This window comes from Reyranella sp. (assembly GCF_036558665.1).
GTDB lineage: Bacteria > Pseudomonadota > Alphaproteobacteria > Reyranellales > Reyranellaceae > Reyranella.
In genome coordinates, this window is sequence record NZ_DATBFE010000179.1 from 1 (window position 1) to 18,897 (window position 18,897).

The 18,897-nt window shown below is 67.1% G+C and carries 24 protein-coding genes and 1 pseudogene; 13 read left to right on the forward strand and 12 right to left on the reverse strand.

From position 1 onward, the window contains the following. A partial coding sequence (locus tag VH499_RS24615; protein WP_332055417.1) for a sensor histidine kinase occupies positions 1–417 on the forward strand: 417 nt, incomplete at its 5' end. 26 nt (positions 418–443) lie between these two features. Next, positions 444–1,523, forward strand: coding sequence for a TRAP transporter substrate-binding protein (locus tag VH499_RS24620; protein ID WP_332055418.1), 1,080 nt, complete (start codon positions 444–446; stop codon positions 1,521–1,523). Positions 1,524–1,580: 57 nt separating this feature from the next. Here the strand turns inward: VH499_RS24620 and VH499_RS24625 are convergent, their stop codons facing one another. Next, positions 1,581–1,847 (reverse strand): hypothetical protein, encoded by a 267-nt coding sequence (locus VH499_RS24625; RefSeq protein ID WP_332055419.1) that lies wholly within the window; start codon positions 1,845–1,847, stop codon positions 1,581–1,583. 249 nt (positions 1,848–2,096) lie between these two features. Between VH499_RS24625 and VH499_RS24630 the strand changes: the two genes are divergently transcribed. Further along, positions 2,097–2,336, forward strand: coding sequence for a hypothetical protein (locus tag VH499_RS24630; protein ID WP_332055420.1), 240 nt, complete (start codon positions 2,097–2,099; stop codon positions 2,334–2,336). A 101-nt stretch (positions 2,337–2,437) separates the two neighbouring features. On the opposite strand, the gene VH499_RS24635 is transcribed toward VH499_RS24630, so the two are convergent. Next, a complete protein-coding gene (locus VH499_RS24635; RefSeq protein ID WP_332055421.1) occupies positions 2,438–2,839 on the reverse strand; it encodes a response regulator in 402 nt (133 codons plus the stop codon). 275 nt (positions 2,840–3,114) lie between these two features. Between VH499_RS24635 and VH499_RS24640 the strand changes: the two genes are divergently transcribed. Continuing rightward, complete coding sequence (locus tag VH499_RS24640) at positions 3,115–3,567, forward strand: GNAT family N-acetyltransferase (RefSeq protein ID WP_332055422.1); 453 nt, start codon at positions 3,115–3,117, stop codon at positions 3,565–3,567. Between the two features lie 88 nt (positions 3,568–3,655). Continuing rightward, complete coding sequence (locus tag VH499_RS24645; protein ID WP_332055423.1) at positions 3,656–4,231, forward strand: hypothetical protein; 576 nt, start codon at positions 3,656–3,658, stop codon at positions 4,229–4,231. Positions 4,232–4,276: 45 nt separating this feature from the next. Here the strand turns inward: VH499_RS24645 and VH499_RS24650 are convergent, their stop codons facing one another. Further along, a complete protein-coding gene (locus VH499_RS24650; protein ID WP_332055424.1) occupies positions 4,277–4,618 on the reverse strand; it encodes a hypothetical protein in 342 nt (113 codons plus the stop codon). A 201-nt stretch (positions 4,619–4,819) separates the two neighbouring features. Here VH499_RS24650 and VH499_RS24655 point away from each other — a divergent pair, with 201 nt between their 5' ends. The 3 genes from VH499_RS24655 to VH499_RS24665 all read left to right on the forward strand — a co-directional run bounded on the left by VH499_RS24655 (position 4,820) and on the right by VH499_RS24665 (position 6,424). Continuing rightward, on the forward strand, positions 4,820–5,317 hold the full coding sequence (locus VH499_RS24655) for a hypothetical protein (protein WP_332055425.1): 498 nt from the start codon (positions 4,820–4,822) through the stop codon (positions 5,315–5,317). A 337-nt stretch (positions 5,318–5,654) separates the two neighbouring features. Then, on the forward strand, positions 5,655–6,044 hold the full coding sequence (locus tag VH499_RS24660; protein WP_332055426.1) for a hypothetical protein: 390 nt from the start codon (positions 5,655–5,657) through the stop codon (positions 6,042–6,044). A 113-nt stretch (positions 6,045–6,157) separates the two neighbouring features. Next, positions 6,158–6,424, forward strand: coding sequence for a cupin domain-containing protein (locus tag VH499_RS24665; RefSeq protein WP_332055427.1), 267 nt, complete (start codon positions 6,158–6,160; stop codon positions 6,422–6,424). 140 nt (positions 6,425–6,564) lie between these two features. Here VH499_RS24665 and VH499_RS24670 read toward each other — a convergent pair whose 3' ends face one another. Beyond that, the gene (locus VH499_RS24670) at positions 6,565–7,812 is read right to left on the reverse strand and encodes a cache domain-containing protein (RefSeq protein WP_332055428.1); all 1,248 of its coding nucleotides are present in this window, start codon (positions 7,810–7,812) and stop codon (positions 6,565–6,567) included. Between the two features lie 13 nt (positions 7,813–7,825). After that, the gene (locus VH499_RS24675) at positions 7,826–8,137 is read right to left on the reverse strand and encodes a helix-turn-helix transcriptional regulator (protein ID WP_332055429.1); all 312 of its coding nucleotides are present in this window, start codon (positions 8,135–8,137) and stop codon (positions 7,826–7,828) included. A gap of 118 nt (positions 8,138–8,255) precedes the next feature. Between VH499_RS24675 and VH499_RS24680 the strand changes: the two genes are divergently transcribed. Beyond that, positions 8,256–9,086 (forward strand): dienelactone hydrolase family protein, encoded by an 831-nt coding sequence (locus tag VH499_RS24680; protein WP_332055430.1) that lies wholly within the window; start codon positions 8,256–8,258, stop codon positions 9,084–9,086. Here VH499_RS24680 and VH499_RS24685 read toward each other — a convergent pair. The 4 genes from VH499_RS24685 to VH499_RS24700 all read right to left on the reverse strand — a co-directional run bounded on the left by VH499_RS24685 (position 9,083) and on the right by VH499_RS24700 (position 11,834). Beyond that, complete coding sequence (locus VH499_RS24685; RefSeq protein WP_332055431.1) at positions 9,083–9,355, reverse strand: hypothetical protein; 273 nt, start codon at positions 9,353–9,355, stop codon at positions 9,083–9,085. The genes VH499_RS24680 and VH499_RS24685 overlap by 4 nt on opposite strands. A 157-nt stretch (positions 9,356–9,512) precedes the next feature. Then, positions 9,513–10,514, reverse strand: coding sequence for an ABC transporter substrate-binding protein (locus VH499_RS24690; RefSeq protein WP_332055432.1), 1,002 nt, complete (start codon positions 10,512–10,514; stop codon positions 9,513–9,515). Between the two features lie 238 nt (positions 10,515–10,752). Continuing rightward, positions 10,753–11,412: a class I SAM-dependent methyltransferase gene (locus VH499_RS24695; protein ID WP_332055433.1), complete on the reverse strand. Its 660-nt coding sequence runs from the start codon at positions 11,410–11,412 to the stop codon at positions 10,753–10,755. Then, positions 11,409–11,834 (reverse strand): hypothetical protein, encoded by a 426-nt coding sequence (locus VH499_RS24700; protein WP_332055434.1) that lies wholly within the window; start codon positions 11,832–11,834, stop codon positions 11,409–11,411. The genes VH499_RS24695 and VH499_RS24700 overlap by 4 nt, the downstream gene beginning before the upstream one ends. Before the next feature lie 194 nt (positions 11,835–12,028). On the opposite strand from VH499_RS24700, the pseudogene VH499_RS26195 reads away from it, so the two are divergent. Further along, positions 12,029–12,154 (forward strand): annotated as a pseudogene (locus VH499_RS26195) (double zinc ribbon domain-containing protein); the annotation flags it as partial. A 54-nt stretch (positions 12,155–12,208) separates the two neighbouring features. Next, positions 12,209–15,163: an ATP-binding protein gene (locus VH499_RS24705; protein WP_332055435.1), complete on the forward strand. Its 2,955-nt coding sequence runs from the start codon at positions 12,209–12,211 to the stop codon at positions 15,161–15,163. A gap of 40 nt (positions 15,164–15,203) precedes the next feature. Here VH499_RS24705 and VH499_RS24710 read toward each other — a convergent pair whose 3' ends face one another. Continuing rightward, complete coding sequence (locus tag VH499_RS24710; RefSeq protein WP_332055436.1) at positions 15,204–15,512, reverse strand: hypothetical protein; 309 nt, start codon at positions 15,510–15,512, stop codon at positions 15,204–15,206. Positions 15,513–15,711: 199 nt separating this feature from the next. On the opposite strand from VH499_RS24710, the gene VH499_RS24715 reads away from it, so the two are divergent. Together VH499_RS24715 and VH499_RS24720 are read left to right on the forward strand one after the other, a co-directional pair. Further along, positions 15,712–15,894: a hypothetical protein gene (locus tag VH499_RS24715; RefSeq protein ID WP_332055437.1), complete on the forward strand. Its 183-nt coding sequence runs from the start codon at positions 15,712–15,714 to the stop codon at positions 15,892–15,894. Positions 15,895–16,124: 230 nt separating this feature from the next. Then, the gene (locus tag VH499_RS24720) at positions 16,125–16,289 is read left to right on the forward strand and encodes a hypothetical protein (protein ID WP_332055438.1); all 165 of its coding nucleotides are present in this window, start codon (positions 16,125–16,127) and stop codon (positions 16,287–16,289) included. A 57-nt stretch (positions 16,290–16,346) separates the two neighbouring features. On the opposite strand, the gene VH499_RS24725 is transcribed toward VH499_RS24720, so the two are convergent. After that, a complete protein-coding gene (locus VH499_RS24725; protein WP_332055439.1) occupies positions 16,347–17,123 on the reverse strand; it encodes a copper resistance protein B in 777 nt (258 codons plus the stop codon). Continuing rightward, entirely contained in the window at positions 17,120–18,895 is a 1,776-nt protein-coding gene (locus tag VH499_RS24730) for a copper resistance system multicopper oxidase (RefSeq protein WP_332055440.1), read from the reverse strand. Before VH499_RS24730 ends, VH499_RS24725 begins: the two co-directional genes overlap by 4 nt. Positions 18,896–18,897 lie beyond the last annotated feature (2 nt).

Sequence of the window (18,897 nt, forward strand, 5' to 3'; positions counted from 1 at the left end):
GAGCGCGAGCTGCAGGCCGACCTGGCGCCGATCGAGATCGTGCCGCAGGACATGACGCGCGTGTTCCTGAACCTGATCGGCAACGGCTTCTACGCCGTGACCGAGCGACGGCGACGGGACGGCGAAGCCTTCCGGCCGGCGCTCCGGGTGCGCACGCGAGAGCTGGGCGACGCGGTCGAGATCACCGTCCGCGACAACGGCGTCGGCATCTCGCCCAAGCATCGCGCCCGGCTCTTCCAGCCCTTCTTCACCACCAAGCCGACCGGCGAAGGCACTGGGCTCGGCCTCTCGATCAGCTACGACATCGTCACCCAGCAGCATGGCGGCACGATCACGGTCGACAGCGAGCCGGGGCGGTTCACGGAGTTCAGGATCAGCTTGCCACGGCGCGACACCAACCGCGCGGTGGGTCGCTGACTGGCTGAAAAAAGGGGAGGCCCGACATGCGACGTCGCACGATGCTGGCCGGCGCGGCGATCACGTCCGCGGCGGTGGCGGGGGGTGTTTCCGGGCCCGCCCTGTCGCAGGGCATCCGTCAACTGAAGATGGTGACGTCCTGGCCGGCCGACCTGCCCGGCCTGCAAACCAGCGCCACCCGGCTGGCGCGAACCATCGACGAGGCGACCGGCGGCCGCCTCAGGATCGAGATCTTCCCCGCCGACGCCCTCGTCCGGCCTCTCGAGGTCTTCGACGCGGTGAGCGCAGGCGTCGCCGACATGTATCATTCGGCCGAGAACTACTTCGAGACCAAGTCGTTCGGCTTCAACTTCTTCGCCGCAATACCCTTTGGCTTCACCGCCGACGAGCTCTTCGCCTGGGTCCAGTACGGCGGCGGCCAGGAGCTGTGGGACGACCTCAGCGGCCGGTTCAACGTCAAGCCGCTTCTCTGCCTCAACAGCGGCTGCCAGATGGGCGGCTGGTTCGTCCGCGAGATGGTCTCGGTCGAATCGTTCAAGGGTCTGCGTTATCGCATGCCCGGTCCCGGAGGCGAGGTCCTTCGCCGGCTGGGCGCCATCGTCGTGCTTCTGCCCGGCGGCGAGATCGTTCCCGCGCTGAAGTCCGGCGCGATCGATGCCAGCGAATGGATCGGCCCCTGGCTCGACATGGCGATCGGTCTGCACCAAGCCGTGCCATACTACTGCTATCCGGGGTTCCACGAGCCGGGGACCGGATTCTCGCTCGGCATCAACCGGGGTGTATGGGACAGCCTCGCCGTCAGCGACCGGCGCATCATCGAGGCCGTGGCCGCCGCCGAGTACGCGCGATCACTGGCCGAATTCAATGCCAACAACGCGGCCGCTCTCGTCAGGCTGCGCAAGGACAGCGCCGTCAGGATCGTCAAGTTCGATGACACCCTGCTGAAGGAGCTTCATCGCCTCAGCCGGGACGTCGTCGCCGAAGCGGGCGCGAGCGACGATATCTCGAAGAAGATCTATGCAAGCTACCAGGCCTTCCGCGGTCCGGTTGTGGCCTGGAGCGATATCGGGGAGCACGCGTATCTGAATGCGCGCTCGCTGTCGTGACCGCTTGCCTGCGCCCTTCCGAAGCGGCGCCTGAAGGACATGCCTTTGGTACTGAACCTAGTCGGCGGTCGACCGGGCACCTCGCGCGAACGCGACCACCGGTCGCCGTCGATCCGGCCGGTGGCGGGCCTTCGGCAGGTGCTCTTGCAGCCACGCGGCGCCCCACCTCTCGATGTCGGTGACGGGATCGTCGCCGGGGAAGTCGAGGATGAGGCTCATCTCGATGGCGAAGGTGAAGATGTCCTTGGAGGCGATGGGATCGAGACGGCTGCGCGCCTCCAGCACGGCATGGACCGCCGCTTGTGCTTCGTTCCGGGTCAGCATGTTTTCTTCTTGGCGACTGCGCGCGCTTTGCCAAAGCGCCGTTGCGCGACCTTACGACCGACGAACGGAAACCCACTTCTGGTTCATCCGCCGTGCTCCATATCTTGGCGTCCGCGAAGCTTTTCGCCGCAATCCCTTGCTGGCAACAACCCTTACCGAAAATGTGTTCAATCAGTGATTGATGCGCGCGCCTTCTGGCGTTAAAGCGTCGCCTATTGTGGGGATGGGAATTCTTTTGGGGCTTTCACAATGGGTCGTCAATTCGAGCTGACGCATCGGGGGCGAGCGTTGGCGGTACGTGTACGCCCGATCGACGATGCCTGGGAACTTTGGCTTTACGAAAACGGACGCGAGCTCGCACTGGCGGACGTGCTGTCCATCGATGACGCCACGCTGGCACGCCGCAACGGCTCGGCCGATCCGGTCGCCGACGCCGTGAGCCGCATCCGCATCCGCCTCGACGCGGGCGAGATCCGCCTGCCCTCCTGACGAGCGCTCGCCCTCTCCACCGTCACCCCGTTACGTTCGATACTCTTTCGCCTGCGGCCGCAGTCCCTGCGATGGGGCGCACCGGAACATGCGAAGCGCGCTCATGCGCGAAGCGGCGTGGCGAGGCCGAGCAGCGCCTCGATCCGCCGCCGCATCTCGTGGAAGAAGAAGGGCTTTGCGAGAAACGGAAAATCCGGATCGACCCTGGCGCTGCGCCCCGAGGTCAGCAGGATCTTGATCGCAGGGTAGCCGTGCCGGATCAGAACCGCGAGCTCGTCGCCGTTCATGCCGCCCGGCAGATTGATGTCGCTGAAGACCAGCGCCACCGAGTCGTTCTCGTGAAGGATGCGGATGGCTTCGCTGCTGTCGGCCGCGCCGATCGCGGCGAAGCCTGCATCGTGCAGCGAATCGCAGACCGCCATTCGCAGCAGCGGTTCGTCCTCGACCACGAGGATCGTCGCACGCGCCGCACCCGGCTCCCCTGCCGGTGTCGCTTCTTTCATTGGCCTACCAACTGTCGTCAATCCAGTAGGAAAGCCGGGCCGCTGATGGCCCGAGCCGGTGAACCACCGAGCGGCCTCACCATGGCGTTGTTCGACGGACATGGCCAGCCGCTTCAGTCTCTTCGCGCCAAATTGAACGACCCATTCCCGTCGTGGGTGCCGGAAACTCGCGCAATTTTGATGGCATTGCCGTCTTCGCCGCGACGCGAGGGCTTGCACGGAACCGTTTCCCCTGCATCTAGAGAAGCGGGCGCCGTCCAGCGTTGCGGGCGACGATGAAGATCGAGATACGCACGGCGGGCCATGCCGACTTTCCCGCCGTGGCCCAGATTTTTCGCCAGTCACGGGTGATCGAGCACGAGATCGGCCGGCCTCCGGAATTGCCGAGCGATGCTCCTGGACGTTTGCGCCTCGACACCCTCCCCGCAGGCACCACCCTGATCGCGGTGGCGGACGGCGAGACGATCGGCTTCGTGAGCTTCGATCGCGGCGAGATCGCACTCCTCTACGTGGCGCCGAGGCATTTCCGCAAGGGAGCGGGCCGCGCGCTCCTGCGCGCCGCTCTCGATCGGATGGGCGAAGGCGAGATCACGGTCCGATGCTACGAGCGCAACGGACCGGCGCGGCGCCTCTACGAGGACGGCGGCTTCACGCTCGCCGACGCGGCCGACGGCGATTGCCGCTACGAACGGCGCGGCCCTCCGGCCGATCCGCCGCTCGAGGGCTGAGGCGCACAGGCACAGTTTTGTCGCGCCGAAGTCGCTGAAATGGCTCGCGCCCGGGCGCAAGGATCGGCCGGGGTGTGGGAGCAGAGCCATGCTTGTCGTGCGCAGGAGTCTGGCCGTCGCCGGCGCCATCGCCGCGCTTCTCGCGCCGGCGCTGTCGGCCGCCGAGGAGACCGGCACCGCCGCCTGGGGCACGGTCGGCGGCTGGCAGATCCGGGTCGACCGCAGCATCGGCAACGGCTGCTTCGCCGCCCAGGGCTATACCGACGGCACGGTGGTGCGGCTGGGCTTCGACATGAACCGGCGCGTGATCTACCTCGTGTTCGGCAAGGAAGCGTGGCGCTCGATCGAGCCGGGCAAGCTCTACCACGTCGATTTCGTGTTCGACGGCGTGGCCCGCTACGGCGGCGACCTGCGCGGCGTGCGGCTCGGCGGCAACGTCTTCCTCGACGCCGACAATCTGAGCGTCGCCTTCACCCGCGACTTCATGGAGCGGACCGAGTTGCGCGTCTACTATCGCGGCGTGCTGATCAACCACCTGTCGCTGCGCAACACCTACGCCGCGATCGGCGAGGTCATCCACTGCCAGCAGGAGATCGCCGGCAGCGGCGATGGTGGTGCCGGCGCGGCGCCCTACCGCAACGCCGGCGATCCGTTCAGGCGCTGAGCGTGCCCGCCGCCCGGCGCGGCCGCGGCCCGGCCCCGCCCTCGGTCAGCGGCCGATCTGCCGGCTGATCCCGTTCTCCTGCCGGTTCAGCGCGTGCTGCTCGCCGCGGGTGATGTGCCCGCCGTTCCACCGCGCCAGGCGGCGCTCCTCGTGGCGGACCCGCCGGTCCTCGCGGTGAAGCTGCCGCGCCTGACCGCGTGTCAGCTCGCCTTCACGATACTCGTGATTGATCCGCCGGTGCTGGTTCTCGAGCCGGTCGTTCACCTGGTCGCGGCGCGGATGGTTCTGCTCCCACTGCGTCTCGGCGAAGGCGCTGCCGGCGACGCCAATGGCGAGGGTGCCGGCAAGGATGGCGATGACGGCTTTGGCAAGTCTCCGGGTAATCATGGATCCTCCTTGGTAAGGCCTGGCGCGGCGGAGACGGGTGGGAGATCGGACCGCCTGCTTGGGGGATACGCGGCCGGCGTCGGCCGTATCCCCGCCGACATGCCGGACCGTGGACGAAATCGGCGCCCTGGATTAAAAGCGAACGCCATGCCGACCAGCGGATTTTCCTGCCCCGGCGCGAAGGATCGTCGGGACTAGCCAGTGCCGATCTACATGGAGATTTCGCGGCTGCACCGGACCGTGACCATCGTCGCCCGCGGCAAGATCGCGCCCGAGGAGGTGCGCGGCATGGCCCAGCAGCTCGCCGATGCCCGTGTCCGCCCATTCGCCAAGGTGGTCGATGTCGCGAGCGCGACGTCCGAGCTCACGCCCGAGCAGATCGCCCGCGTCGCAGAGCTGCTGCGCGGCGACGGCAGCGACAAGCGCGGCCCCGTCGCCTTCATCGTCGATCCGGATCGCGGCACCTTCGCCCAGGCCTTCGCCCGGCAGACCGAGGAGGAAGGGCCGATCAACCTCTTCAAGAGCCTGCACGAGGCCCGCGCCTGGCTGCTCAGGATCCAGCACGGACCGTCGGCCGAGACGCCGGCGGCGGCTGCACGGCAGGACCAGTCGCCGTGGTCCGATCCGCAGCGCCGCGGCATGCTGCTGCGCGGCGGGCGCCGGCGCGGCGTCACCGTCCGGTCGCTGGCCGGCGCCTGAGCCGCCCTCGTCGGGCAGAAAAGACCCCGCCGCACGAGGGCACGGCGGGGCAAGTCTCTCCTCCCACGATTGGGGACCCCATGATCGTAAGGGTCGCGGCGAACCACACCCAAGGTCGCCGCCGGCACAAGCTGCCCGCGACGGCGCCGCGAAGCCAGTGACCACCCGGCCACGCGCGCGGGCAAAGCTGTGGCGACCCGCGGCCCGGCCGCCTTGGCCGGCGGCGTCGACCCTGCGACATCGATCCTGCGACACCGGGCGGGCAACAAATTTTGCCGTCCCTGCAACCAAAGCGCGGCCGCGCGGCGTTGATGAGCCGCTAGCAGAGGAGTGTCCGATGACTTACCTGGAACTTGCTCCGGCGATTACGGCCATTCGTTCGCGTCCCGAGGAGTTTGAATTCTCCAACAATTCGCTTCATCACCTGAGCAGTCGGCACCGGTTCCGCTTCCTGAATGACGACGAGGTTCAGATCGACGCCGTCTGCGACTGCGCGACCCTGCGCGCCTCGCCGGAGCAGTCCCGGGCCTTCCACGCCGCCTACAAGGAATGGCATGCCTCCTATTGGCGGCCGCTGGAGATCAATCGCGAGTTCGCCTCGCACTTCGCCCCACCCTCGCTGTGGCGGCGGGCCGCCATCTGGCTGCTGAGGAGCCTGCTGTCGCGGCCGCAGTCTGCGAAGGCGCGCACCGTCCACGCGGCCCTGCCACTGCAGCCGGTCGGCTGAACCTAGGCGGCGGCGCCGGACGCTCGTTCGCGAGCGGGAAGTGCGCCCTCGAAGGGCGCGCCTCCCGGCGGGTCGTTTTGTGCTAGGCTTCGGACGCCGCACAGGAGGCCCGTATGGACCGACAGACGTTCGAGACCGAGCTCAAGCGCGAGGGCTACGAGGTGAGGACCAACACCACGCCCGGCGCCAAGGTCAACCCCGAGCACAGCCATCCCTTCGACGTGAAAGCGATGGTGCTCGAAGGCGCCCTCACGCTCACCTGGAACGGCAAGACCCGGACCTTCAAGCCGGGCGACACCTTCGGCATGGCGCGCGGCTGCCCCCACTTCGAGAGCTACGGCCCCGACGGCGCGGTGATCCTGTTCGGCCGCAAGATGTGATCCAGCGCAACCGGTTCCTTCCTTCGAGGGGACCGGCCCATCACGAGGATGAGATGCCGTACACCGACGCGGCGCAGACGAGAGACGGGCTGCGGCGGCGCGCATCGATGGCGGCATCAAGGAGGCCGCTTCCGGTATTCTCAAGCTTGCGCCGGACGCGCCGGATTGAGAGGTCGGAGCGCGAGCATGATCGCCAGGGTCGCGGCCGCCAGTCCAAGCCCTGCTAGGGCGACGGCTCTGATCATTGCGTTCCGTGACGGCGCCTGATAGGCGGCGGCCGGCATGTCGACGATCACTTTCCAGTCGAGCCCCGGAACGGCGGCGGACGTGGAAAGCACCGGCGTTGCCCGACCCTGCGGATGGAAGGATCGGCCCTCGACGAGATCGACCGAAGGACCGGCCAGAGCGGCGGCGACCTGCGGCTGGCCCGTCAGATCGGGCTGGCCCAGCACCAGCTTGATGTCGCGATGCGCGACAAGCCGGCCCTTGCCGTCGACGACATACGCATGGCCGCCATCGTTCGTCGCCATCCCGTTGATCGTGTCCCACACCGGCTTGAGGTTGACCTCGGCGATGGTGACGCCGCCCGGCCATCCTCTATGGGAAAGCGCCATGGTCAGGTAGGGCTCGCTCGCCTTCCGGAAGTAGAGTGGACCGATATAGAGGTGCCTGGCCTTCGTCGCCGTGAAGGCCGGCTCGCCCGACCGGTCGGCTCCGCTGCCGACCACGTCCACGGCGAGTCGGCTCACGGCCAGTTGCTCACGACCCTCGTTGTCGATCTGGGCCAGAAGCGTGATGGCGGGCACCTGGCGCAAGAGGCGCACATAGTCGAAGCGGCGTTGCTCGACCGGCCGCGTGGCAAACTGCGGATACGCGACCCAGCCGAGCTGGTGCTCGAGTTCGCCGAAGAAGGAGGCGATGCGCTGGGCGGCGGCTTCGGCCTTGCCGCGCTGGGCGCTCGCCATCAGCGCTTCGGTCTGGCGCCAGGAGTTCCAGACCCCGACCGCGCCGTTGACCAGGAGCGCGCTGCAGACCAGCAGCAGCGCCGGCAGGGCGAACCTGCGGACGGTGAATTGGAGCATGGCCACGGCTCTCTCCCGCAAATCGAGGGCGACAAGGCAAGCGACACCGGTCTCGGCCAGACGCGCGCCCGGATCGACTGCGCGCGCAAACAGCATCACGTTGATGGTGCTGGCGACGTAACGAACATCCGACACCGCGCGCGCGGCAATCGTGGCCGCGGGCGCGGTACCCAGGCGCTCCTGCCACTGCCGACGGGTGCGGATATACTGCTCGGACAGATCACCCAGCCGGCAATCGTCGGCCTGCGTGCCGAGGCACGCGGCGGCGAACGCTTCGATCCGGCGAGAAGGCCGTGCATCCACCATTCCGCGCTCCCTCTCAGGCCCCCTGCGGCGCATAGCTGCCGGAGCGCAGGCCATCGAGGATGCGCAGGGCTCCCCGCAGTTCGCGCGCGCCGGTGCCGGTGAGATTATAGAAGCGCTTGGGCCGGTCGCCACGCTCGGGGGTGGCCTCGCCGTCGCGATGGCGGATGAGTTGCCGGCGCTCCAGGCGCGCGAGCACGGTATAGAGCACACCCAGCGTAAGGGCGTGGCCGTGCGCCTTCATCTCGTCCTGGATCGACAGAGCATAGGCCCGCCGGCCAGCCCGGGCGATCGCCAACATTACCAGCTGCTCATTCGCCGTCAGCACGCCAACCTCCGACCCGATGACATTCTATGATTTAGATTCTACAATATAGAACCAGTGGATCGAGTCAAGGGCCATGCCGTGGTAGCGGCTGCTTGCAGGAGCGCGAGGGAGAACGCACATGAATCGACCGATGCTCACCGTAAAGGCAGGCATTGCTGCTGCGCTGCTGGCGCTCGCTTTGCCGGATGCGGCGCGGGCCGGCCAGTTCGTCGAGTTCGACAACGGCGCCGAGGGATCGGTGCACGTGAGACTCGCCGCCTATCTCGCGCTGCCGCGTAGCGCCGGCCCGCATCCGGCGGTCGTGCTGCTGCACGGCTGCGGCGGCTTCCACGCCCAGATGCTGTCGTGGGCCGATCGGCTGAGCCGCTGGGGCTATGTCGCGCTCGCCGTCGACAGCTTCGGCCCGCGCGGCATCAGCGTTCGCTGCGGCGGCTTCGGCGAGCAGCCGGCCGACAGCTACGCGGCACTCCACTATCTCGCAACCAGGCCGTTCGTCGACACCACGCGGGTCGCGGTCATGGGCTTCTCGATGGGTGGGATTTCCGTCCTCAGGGACCTCGAGCGCGGCCGGCCGGTAGCCCTGCAGCCGCAGGAATTCCGCGCCGGCATCGCCTTCTATCCCGACTGCGCCGGCTCCTCCGGCTTCATGACGGCGCCGGTGCTGCTGCTGATCGGGCAAGCGGACGACTGGACGCCGGCATCGGCGTGCGAGGCGATGGTGGCCGGCAAAGGCGACATCGGCATCTCGCGCCAACCCGGCGACCGCTCGGCGGTGCAGCTCGTCGTCTATCCCGGCGCATATCACGCCTTCGATGTCGTCGATCTCAGTCTCTTCCCCTCGCAGGCCGTTACCTTTCTGGGTCATCGCCTCGAATACAACGAGGCGGTGACGAAGGACGCGATCGAACACGTCCGCCGCTTTCTCGAACACACACTCGCGGCGCCTTAGGCGGAACCGCCCGTTTCGCCGAGCCCCGCCTTCGCCAGACCCTCGCACAGCTTGGCGAACTCGCGCTCCGACACGATGCTGCGGCGGCGGTCGGGGAAGTAGCCCGGATTCGTGATCAACGGCGCGTGCGGATCGATGCGATCGACGATTCGAGCGGCGCCAACGCCTCCGGCGGCCGGTCGAGAACCAGCAGCGCGCCGCACAGGCTGCAAGCTGGGAAGATGGCCCGGAGGGCCGGAGGGGTCATGGGCATCGGAGCCGATATTCATGACTCCTCTGCCGGCTTCGCGGGCTCCTCCCCATCGCGAGTCCGCGATGGGGAGGAGCAGCCCGCTCGTGTTCGACTAGGACAAGACCCATAAAGTCTGCTCCGCCGTGTCTGCTTCCGGTCGGAATCCCCACATCAAGAGTCGACATACCGGCATCTCACTCGATCACCTCATCGGCGCGGGCGAGTATGATCGGAGGCAGCGCTATACCAAGCTCGCGAGCGGTGCGCTTGTTGACGGACAATTCGAAACGGGTCGGCTGCTCGATCGGAAGATCGGCGGGCTTGGTGCCGCCGGCGATGCGGGAGATGTAGTCGGCAACCTGGCGGTAGGCGTCGTCGAGGCGGACGCCGTAGCTAATGAGCGCACCGGCCTCGACAAATTCACGCTGCGGCGCGATCAGCGGTATTCGGCGCTCCAGGGCCATGCGGCAGATCATATCGCGGTAGAGGCGCATGAAGGGCGAGCCCGGCAATAGCGTTGGTGGCGATCCAAAGCTTTGGATGCGCTGGAACGCGGATCCGAAGGTATCGGTCCAGGAGCATTCGATGGCCGTGTCGCAGAGCAACTGAGCGTCCAGGCCAAGCGATCGCGCCGCCCTCAGCGCCGCCTCGGCCTGCTGCCGCACGGCTTGATCAATCCATACAATCAGCCGGCGGTTGCCCGGGAACAGTTCATGCGCAAGTTCGACTTGCTTCGTGGCGACCTCCGGTTGGCGGATGTACACGCCGGTGAGATTTCCCGCAGGTCGCGCGAGGCTTTCGACGTAGCCGGCTTCAAGAGGGTCGTAGTCGGTGGCGAGCATGACAATCGGCACGCGACCAGCGGCTGCGACGCGAGCGGCAAGCAGGGGTATGTCGCTGCCCATGGCCAACAGCAGGTCGGCGCCGCGCCTGACGAAGGCCTTATACGCCCCGAGGACGTCCTGAGAGTCGGGCGCGAGGACGAAGTCCACCTCCAGGTTGCGTCCTTCCACATAGCCGAGTTCGCCGAGTCGCTCGAACAGGGCCGTGAAGCCGGTGGCCCTGTCGTTCCGGCTTCCGCCTGGGCTTGCGCAGCCGATCCGCAATTTCGGCTTCGGCTGCGCCCGCACGCCGATGAGCGGCGCGGCCGTGATGCCCGCAAAGAACAGCATCTTCTGAAACCGGCGCCGTTTCATACGATCACCGTGTCTGCGATGCGCCAAACTCTGCCAACCTCGACCGTCGAACTTAGGCCTAATCCTCGAATGCGTATAGGCGTCCGGCGGCGGAAACCAGATCATGCGAATGCGAGTTGGCAGCCTGCTCAGAACAAGTCTGCTTAGGGTCAGCCGCTGACAAACGGCTCAGCGTGGGGCAATGTCCGGAAGCGCCCGGAAGCAGAAGCAAAGAAGCACGCTCTATCGGGTTTCGGCCCTAGTCGCCGATCCGGGCAAGCAAGGTGAATTCCGCCAGTCCGTAGTTCGCCACGACCTCCGTGGTGCAGTCGAGCTCCTTCACGCAGAAGGCGGTCCAGCGCCGCGGCGTCGAATGGTAGAGACCGGCAACGGGCGGCTGTCCGCGCTTGCGGCGCAGGAAATTGACGGCAAAGCCCTTGCCGCTGCGGCGGCGCAGGTCGCCGAGGATCGACTCGACGTATCTTTCCCAACGGTCGACCGGACTGTCCAACCTGACATTGAAGACGCCGCTGGCCAGCGAGTAGTCGGCGCGCCGCGGACACTTCGCGCCGACGCTGAACCGGGCATCCGGTTTCGCCGACCAGAGCGACCTCGCCGCTCCGATCATCGCGGGCGAGACGTCGACGCCGTGATAGTCGATCGCGGCGTCGGGAAATCTCTCGGCCAGCAAGGCAAGCAGCGCCCCGTAGCCGCAACCGAAGTCGTTGAGGCTCGACGGCCTGCCGAGGTCGCAAACCTTCAGGAGCTGGACGAGCCTCAGGTACTGCGTCGCCGTGCATTGCCAGTCGACGCCCCGCGCCGTGGGTCCATGCCGTTCGAGGACGCGCGAGTAGTATGCCTCGACGCTGTCCCGGATCTCGCGCAGGGGCCGGTTGCCGCCTGCGACGCCGGCGGTCACGTCACCGGCGCCGAGATGATCAGGTACTGCCTCCTCGAGAAGACCAGCGGCGCTCCGGTGCTCACCAGGACGCCGCGGTTCTCCTGGACCGAATGGTGCGTGAAATGCACCGGCTTCGCGCCGGGCGACAGGAGATTCGTCCTGAGCACGCTGCGGATGCGGTTGTGGCCGTTCACTCCCGCCCGATCGGAAGGCACTCGCCGCAGATTGGCCAGGAACGTGAACCAGCCGCGGCGTGCGGCGGGGTCCGACGGCGCCAGATTGAGGAGCGCCGCGGCGCTCATCAGCGTGTGACTGTTGGAGAACATCGCGAACTCTCGTTGCAGGGCGATCATCTCCTTCAGCGGATCGCCCGGCGAGAAACGAAAATTCAGCTCGGCTTGAATGTCGCCGACGTACCTGTCCAGCATAAGCTTGCCCATGCTGCCCTCCCCGCAGAGTTGATAGGTCATGGATGATCTGGCGAGACGCGGTACCAAGCGTTGACGCGGCTCCGAAGCTGCGCAGGCAACCCCTGCTCGCCGGCATGTGCGGCGCGGAGCCACGAGCAGATCCGGCCAGCTTACTCCCGTACCCGTTGAGTTGCCAGTTCGGGGTCGAGTGATAGACTCCCGGCATGCTGTGCGGGACGTGTCATCGCGACAACGCCGCTGACGCCAGTTTCTGTGTAGCCTGTGGTTCGGCGTTGGTGCTCGTTTGCGCTCAATGCGGACGTCGCAATGCCCTGGCGACGACGGCGTGCCTCGCCTGTGGCGCGAGCCTCGAGCCTCAGCGCGGACAAGCGCTGCGCCCGGCGGTGCCGCCGCTGCCGCAGACGATCCTGACCAGCCGCGCGGCACGCGAGGGCGAGCGCAAGCATCTGACGGTGCTGATCGCCGACATCGCCGGTTCGACGGCACTGATCGATCAGCTCAGCGCCGAGCAGGCCGCCGAGCGCATCGGCGTCATCGTCGCGGCGATGCGCGAGGCGGTGACACGCTTCGAAGGCACGGTGAACAAGCTGCAGGGCGACGGCATCGTGGCATTGTTCGGCGCTCCCATCCCGCAGGAGGATCACGCCGTGCGCGCCTGCTGCGCCGGCCTCGCGATGATCGAGAACGTCCTTCGCATCAACGACGCGCCGCCGATCCGCGTCGGCATCAGCACCGGCGAAGTGGTCGTGCGCGCCATATCGACCGACATATCGCAGCAGTACGAGGCGATGGGCATGACCGTCCACATCGCCGCGCGCCTGGAGCAGGAAGCGCCCAATTGCGGCGTGCTGATCAGCGACGCCACCCTGACGGCCGCCTCGGGCCTGGTCGATGTCCAGAGTCTCGGCGACAGGCAGTTGCGCGGGCTGTCCGGGAAGACGTCGCTCCATCTCCTCCGGAAGATCCGGCCCGCGGTCGCCAGCCAGCAATTCCGCGGCGGCCAGAAGCTCAGCCCGTTCGTCGGTCGCGACCTCGAATACCAGGCCCTGGAGCGGGCGCTCGACGCGGCCGTCGGGGGCGACTCGCCCGTCGTGTGCGTCGTCGGCGAGGCCGGCAGCGGCAAGAGCCGGCTGATCTTCGAGTTCCTCGAAAGATGCAGGATGCTCGGCCGTCCGATCCTCGAGGCGCGGGCGACCGGTCACGGTCGCGCGACGCCGTTGCGGCCGATCCTCGAACTGATCCGCACCTACTTCGGAATCGAGGAGACGACGTCGCGGGACGCCGCGGTCCTCCAGATCCGCGAGACGCTGCACCTGCATGGTCTCGACGACGGCCTGCCGCTGCTTCTCGACTTCCTCGATCTTCCCGTCGACCGCGCCCTTCTGCCCGCCGACGTCTCGCTCCGGCGCCTTCGACTGGTCGACACCATTCGACGCCTGGCGCGCGCCCTCGCGCTGGCGCAACCGGCCGTCTTCGTCCTGGAGGATCTCCATTGGCTCGATACGGCGAGCGAGCCGTTCGTCGACGCCCTGACCGACAGCATCGCCGGCACCACCACCTTGATGGTCGTCAGTTTCAGGCCCGATTGCAAAAAGATGGAGTGGATGGATCGCCCGCAATGCAGGCGCATCGCGCTGGGACCCCTGCCTGCCGGCGCCATAGAAACGATCCTGCAGAGCGGCCTCGGCGGCGGCCTGAACGGCGGATCGGGCGCCGACCGATCGCTGCAGACCCTGCGCCGGCAGATCGTCGAACGGGCCGACGGCAATCCCTTCTTCGCCGAGGAACTGATGCGATCCGCCGTCGAGCGCGTCAGGCGGTCCGATCTTCCAGGCGCTTCCGGCGCCGGCGGGTCGATCGCCGACATCGCCTTGCCCTCGACCGTCGAGTCGGTGCTCGGATCGCGTATCGACAACCTGTCGGAAGCCGACAAGCTGTTGCTGCAGGCGGCTTCGGTCGTGGGACGGGAATTCGCTCTCCCGATCGTCGCCGAGATCGCGGCCCTGCCGATCGAGCAGGCGCGGGCCTCGTCGCGGCGGCTGGTGGCGGCGGAGATGCTTTATGAACGTCTCGATATCCAGCGCAACGATTTCGGCTTTCGCCATCCGCTCGTCCAGGAGGCGGCTTACGGGTCGCTGCTCGGCGATCAGCGGCGCCGTTATCATCGCGGCACCGCCAGCGCACTGGGCCTGAGGTTCCGCGAGCAGCTCGACGAATATTCGTCGCTGATCGCGCATCACTGGGAGCAGGGCGGCGATGCCCTGCAGGCCGCCTCGAGCCACGTGAAATCCGCGCTCTGGATCGGCGCCCGCGATCCGCGCCATGCCCTGGACACCTGGCGCACGGTTCGCCGGCTGCTGCAGGAACAGCCGCCCTCGCCCGCGGTCGACTACATGCTGATGATGGCGTGCGGGCAGATGGTCAACTACGCGTGGTGGCAGGGCAGCGACGCCACCGACATCGAGCCGGTCTTCGAGCAGGCGATCGCGCTCGCGCACAAGCTCAAGGACATGCGCGCGGCTGCTTTGATCACGATGGCCTTCGGCCGCGTTCTCGTCGTCGCCGGCTCGGCCGACGACTATGTGGCGAAGGTCGTGGAAGCGCAGAAGTTCAGCACCGAATCGCGCAATCCGAGCGTCGAGGCCATCCTCAGGGCCGTTCACAGCCACGCCCTCCTGACGGCCGGCCTTCTGCTGCCCGCGCTCGAGGCCAACACCCTGGCGCTCGACGGCGTCCATCGCATCGAGCCGACCGACCGGCAGACGCTGGGGTTCCATCCGGAGCCCTGGCTCAAGGCGCAACGCGCGCGGATCCTCATGCACCTCGGCCACTATTCGGACGCCAACAAGATCGCCGACGAGCTGATCGGCAACCGGTCCGTCGATACCGTGCATCGCGTGAACGCATTGGGGGTGAAGATCGACGTCGCGCGCCGGCTACAGGCGTCGGCCGCGGCGGAGGCCGCGCAGCTCGGCGACGTCCTGCGCGGCAATGAAACGCCTTATCTGCGCGTGCTCGGCGATCGCTATCTCGCCATCGCCCTTCTGGCGGAGGGCCGGGCGGAAGAAGCCGTCGGCCTGCTGACCCGAACCGTGGCCTATGCCCGGACGCACAGGGCGGGACTGGAACTGGAACCGCAGCTTCTGACCACGCTGGCCGAAGCGCTGACGATCACGCGGTCTCCGCTGGCCGCAAAGATCGCCGGCGAAGCGCTGGTCCTTGCCCGCCGCCGCGCCATGCGTCTTGCCGAGCTGGACGCCACGAAGCTTCTGGAGACGATCGCGATTCCATCGCCCGGGCCGGCGCCGGCCAGCGCCCATCTGTCACCCGGAGCATAGCGACCTCAGCGCATCGTCGGTGCGACGATGGCCGACGATCCTACCGGCCGGCCTCGGCGTGCGCCGCAGCCGCGGCGCGGCCCTTGGTCCGCTTGCCCTTGTCCCACAGGAAGCCGGTGAAGGCGCCGATGTCGCGCTTGGCGCCGGTGCGCGCGCAATAGTCGGCGAACTCGGCCGCCGTTACCTCGACCAGGCGCACGTCGTGCCGCGCCCCGATCAGCCGCGCGATCTCCTTTGCCTGCAGTTCGCGCCATTCCTCATGGGCTTGCGCCGGATAGAGCTTGATCAGGTCCTGCAGCGCCCGGTGTTCCGTCGCTTGTCGGACATCGGCCAGATAGCGGGTCGCCATGGAAACCCTTCGAGTGACAACGCACACAATTTGCAATCCTGCGACAAATTCTCAGAAGAGTCGATTAAGAGACTGATGCAGGCTCCTTTTTACCACGCCCCTGTTACCCGGCGGTCACAGTGGAGGAGCCGTTGGCGGTCACAGGACGCCTACGGTTTGGCCACACCGGACGTTCCCGTCCTCGGTTATCAAAAGAGACATGGATGATCCAAGACTCGCAGTCAGCCGGCCACGGCCACTGGGCGATGGCCGTTTCCTGTTTGCCGTGCTCGACGACCGGGGAACCGCACTTGCGACCGTGATCTGCCCCGACAAGCCGAGTTGCGACGCCCACATCGCCGATCTTTGCACTCTCCTTGCCGAGCAAGCCCTGACCAACTGACCGATCGTCAGCGCCCGGCTGAGGACAGATCTGCCATGCTGTTTTCGAATGCGAATCGTCCAATAATCGTATATGATTAGCTGATCATCCTCAGTGGGAACTGGAGATGCGTGCCCCGGGCGATCGGCTCGGCCGGGCGCGCAGCGCGCGGCTTCATCACCTTGCAAACTCGAGGCCTTACAACGGCAGAACCGGATGACGGGTCGCTCGCCTCTTGCGGAGAACCTGCGATGACAGTCTATGCAATCCATGTAGTGCTGATCTACGGGGCCATCCTCCTGGTCGCCGTCGGCATGCCGGCGCTGGAGGCTTTCCTGAACTGGAAATATCCGTTCACGCCCGAGCAGGAAGCGAGGCGCCGGCTGGCGACGCCCGACGCGCTCGCGTCCACCTAGACCGGGCTGGTGCCCGGCGGGGACCGCAGCCGGTGCGGCTTCCGGCTGCCGGCATCCCTACAGCCACGTCCGAAGACCGACCACGAAGCGCACTTCGTCCGCAGGAGCGCCGGCTGCACGGGCGAAGTCGGCCGTGCCGCCGAACTTGCCGTCGTAGGAGACGCCGATATAGGGCGCGAACTTGCGCGTGATTTCGTAGCGCAGCCGAAGCCCTGCATTGATATCGGAGAGGCCGGCGCCGATCGCGCGCGCCGGATCGTCCTGGGAATAAAAGTTCAGCTCGACCTTGGGCTGCAGGATCAGCCGCTGGGTGAGGAGCAGGTCGTAGCTGCCCTCGAAGCGCGCCGCCAGCCGGCCGTCGCCGCCGACATAGCCCGTGGCGGCGACATGGAAGAAGAGCGGCGCCAGCCCCTCGACGCCGAGCGCGGCCCAGCCGCGTCCGGGCCGTGAGTCGACGTCGTAGCGCGCGCCGATCTGGGCGTCGAAATAGGTGCTGACGGCGCGGCTGAAGAAGACCTGCTGCTGGCTATCCTCCAGAAGCCCGTTGGTGAGCGTCCCCTCGCTCTTGAGCCAGATCCGGTTCTCGTCCGTGCCAGCCCACGCTTCGCCCTCCCAGCGGAAGCTCTGGTCGCTGCCGAACCGGCCTTCGAGCTCGTCGAGCAGCGCGTGAAAGAAGAGATGCTGATCCATCACGGGCGCGCCGAACGGCGCTGCCGCACCCGCGTTGCCCGGCGGTGGCTGGGCGGGATCCATGTGCATCTGCGCCTGCGCCCCGACGGCGATGCCGCCGGCCAGCACCACGCCGAGCAGCATGGTCCTGGCGAAGATGCTCACGAGACCAGCACCGTGCGGAACATGCCCGCTTCCATGTGATAGAGCAGGTGGCAGTGGAACGCCCAATGACCGGGCGCATCGGCGGTGAAGACGAAGCTCATGCGCTCCGCCGGCTTCACATTGATCGTGTGCTTGAGCGGCAGGCGGTCGCCCTGGCCGTTCTCGATCTCGAACAGAAAGCCGTGCAAATGAATCGGGTGCTCCATCATCGTGTCATTGACGAGCACGAAGCGGATGCGCTCGCCCGCCACTACGCGAACGGGACCGGCCTGCGAGAACTTCTTGCCGTCGAAACCCCATAGAAAGCGCTCCATGTTGCCGGTGAGATGGAATTCGAGCGCGCGCGTGGGCGGCAAGCTCTGCCGATTCGGCCTGAGCGCGCGCAGATCGCGATAGGTGAGGTTGCGGCGGCCGTTGCCGTCGAGGCCGATGCCGGCTTCACCGAGGCGATCCTTCGTCTCCATCGCCACGTTGTCGACGCCGGGCTGGCCGGACAACGTCCCGGGATCGACGCCGTCGGCGTTGCTGGTCGGGACGCCGTCGGCCGGCTTCTGGTCGTGCGACATGGCGGCCATCATCGCCATGTGCTGCTTGCGCTCCCCCGGCGTCATCTTGCTCATGTCCATGTGACTCATGTCCATGCTGCCCATACCGCCCATGCCGTGGCTCATGCCCATGTCGGCCATGGTGCGCTGCGGCCTCGGATCGATCGGCGGGATGGCGGCGGCCAGACCTTCGCGCACCGCAAGCGTTCCGCGGGCATAGCCGCTGCGATCCTGCGCCTGGGCAAAGATGGTACAGGCGTCCTGCCTCGGCGTGACGATCACGTCGTAGGTCTCGGCGACGCCGATGCGGAACTCCTCGACCTCGACCGGCTCGACATCCGATCCGTCGGCCTGCACGACGGTCATCACGAGGCCCGGGATGCGCACGTCGAAGGTGCTCATCGACGCGCCGTTGACGAAGCGAAGACGCACCTTCTCGCCGCGCTCGTACAGCCCGGTCCAGTTCCGGGCCGGCGGCTGACCGTTCATCAGGAAGGTGTAGGTGGCGCCCGTCACGTCCATGATGTCGGTCGGGCTCATGCGCATCTTGCCCCACATCAGACGATCGTCGACCGTGGCGCCCGGTCCGTCGCGTTTGACGTCCTTTGCGAACGTGCCGAGCGTGCGCTGGTTGTAGTTGTAGTAGTCGCTCTGCTGCTTGAGGTTGGACATGACCGTCATCGGGTCCTCATCGGTCCAGTCCGACAGCATCACCACGTAATCGCGCTGGTAGGTATAGGGCTCGCGTTCCCCGGGTTCCAGGATCAGCGGGCCATAGAGGCCGGTCTGCTCCTGCATGCCGCTGTGGCTGTGATACCAGTAGGTGCCAGCCTGCCTTATCGGAAAGCGGTAGGTGAAGGTCGCGCCCGGCATGATGCCGCGAAAGGTGAGGCCGGGCACGCCGTCCATGGCGTTCGGAAGCAGGATGCCGTGCCAATGGATCGAGGTCGGCTCGCTGAGCCGGTTGGTGACGTTCAGGGTGACGGTATCGCCCTCGCGCAGGCGCAGGATCGGCCCCGGTACCGAGCCGTTGACCGTCGTCGCCGTGCGGTTGCGGCCGGTGAAGTTGACGGGCGTCGAACCGATCGTGAGATCGATGCGATCGCCGCGCAATGTCACGGGCGGCCCGGCCGCGTGCGCCCTCGCGTGCCCGGCTTGCGCCAGCCCCGTCGCCAAGGCGAGACCTTCGACGAAGCGCCGTCGTGTCAGCGTTCCAACCTTGTTCATCC

Bases quoted from the DNA above. Each gene is read 5' to 3' on its own strand.
- VH499_RS24620 (WP_332055418.1), top strand. From the start codon at position 444: ATGCGACGTCGCACGATGCTGGCCGGCGCGGCGATCACGTCCGCGGCG.
- VH499_RS24625 (WP_332055419.1), bottom strand. From the start codon at position 1,847: ATGCTGACCCGGAACGAAGCACAAGCGGCGGTCCATGCCGTGCTGGAG.
- VH499_RS24630 (WP_332055420.1), top strand. From the start codon at position 2,097: ATGGGTCGTCAATTCGAGCTGACGCATCGGGGGCGAGCGTTGGCGGTA.
- VH499_RS24635 (WP_332055421.1), bottom strand. From the start codon at position 2,839: ATGAAAGAAGCGACACCGGCAGGGGAGCCGGGTGCGGCGCGTGCGACG.
- VH499_RS24640 (WP_332055422.1), top strand. From the start codon at position 3,115: ATGAAGATCGAGATACGCACGGCGGGCCATGCCGACTTTCCCGCCGTG.
- VH499_RS24645 (WP_332055423.1), top strand. From the start codon at position 3,656: ATGCTTGTCGTGCGCAGGAGTCTGGCCGTCGCCGGCGCCATCGCCGCG.
- VH499_RS24650 (WP_332055424.1), bottom strand. From the start codon at position 4,618: ATGATTACCCGGAGACTTGCCAAAGCCGTCATCGCCATCCTTGCCGGC.
- VH499_RS24660 (WP_332055426.1), top strand. From the start codon at position 5,655: ATGACTTACCTGGAACTTGCTCCGGCGATTACGGCCATTCGTTCGCGT.
- VH499_RS24665 (WP_332055427.1), top strand. From the start codon at position 6,158: ATGGACCGACAGACGTTCGAGACCGAGCTCAAGCGCGAGGGCTACGAG.
- VH499_RS24670 (WP_332055428.1), bottom strand. From the start codon at position 7,812: ATGGTGGATGCACGGCCTTCTCGCCGGATCGAAGCGTTCGCCGCCGCG.
- VH499_RS24680 (WP_332055430.1), top strand. From the start codon at position 8,256: ATGAATCGACCGATGCTCACCGTAAAGGCAGGCATTGCTGCTGCGCTG.
- VH499_RS24685 (WP_332055431.1), bottom strand. From the start codon at position 9,355: ATGAATATCGGCTCCGATGCCCATGACCCCTCCGGCCCTCCGGGCCAT.
- VH499_RS24690 (WP_332055432.1), bottom strand. From the start codon at position 10,514: ATGAAACGGCGCCGGTTTCAGAAGATGCTGTTCTTTGCGGGCATCACG.
- VH499_RS24700 (WP_332055434.1), bottom strand. From the start codon at position 11,834: ATGGGCAAGCTTATGCTGGACAGGTACGTCGGCGACATTCAAGCCGAG.
- VH499_RS24710 (WP_332055436.1), bottom strand. From the start codon at position 15,512: ATGGCGACCCGCTATCTGGCCGATGTCCGACAAGCGACGGAACACCGG.
- VH499_RS24715 (WP_332055437.1), top strand. From the start codon at position 15,712: ATGGATGATCCAAGACTCGCAGTCAGCCGGCCACGGCCACTGGGCGAT.
- VH499_RS24720 (WP_332055438.1), top strand. From the start codon at position 16,125: ATGACAGTCTATGCAATCCATGTAGTGCTGATCTACGGGGCCATCCTC.
- VH499_RS24730 (WP_332055440.1), bottom strand. From the start codon at position 18,895: ATGAACAAGGTTGGAACGCTGACACGACGGCGCTTCGTCGAAGGTCTC.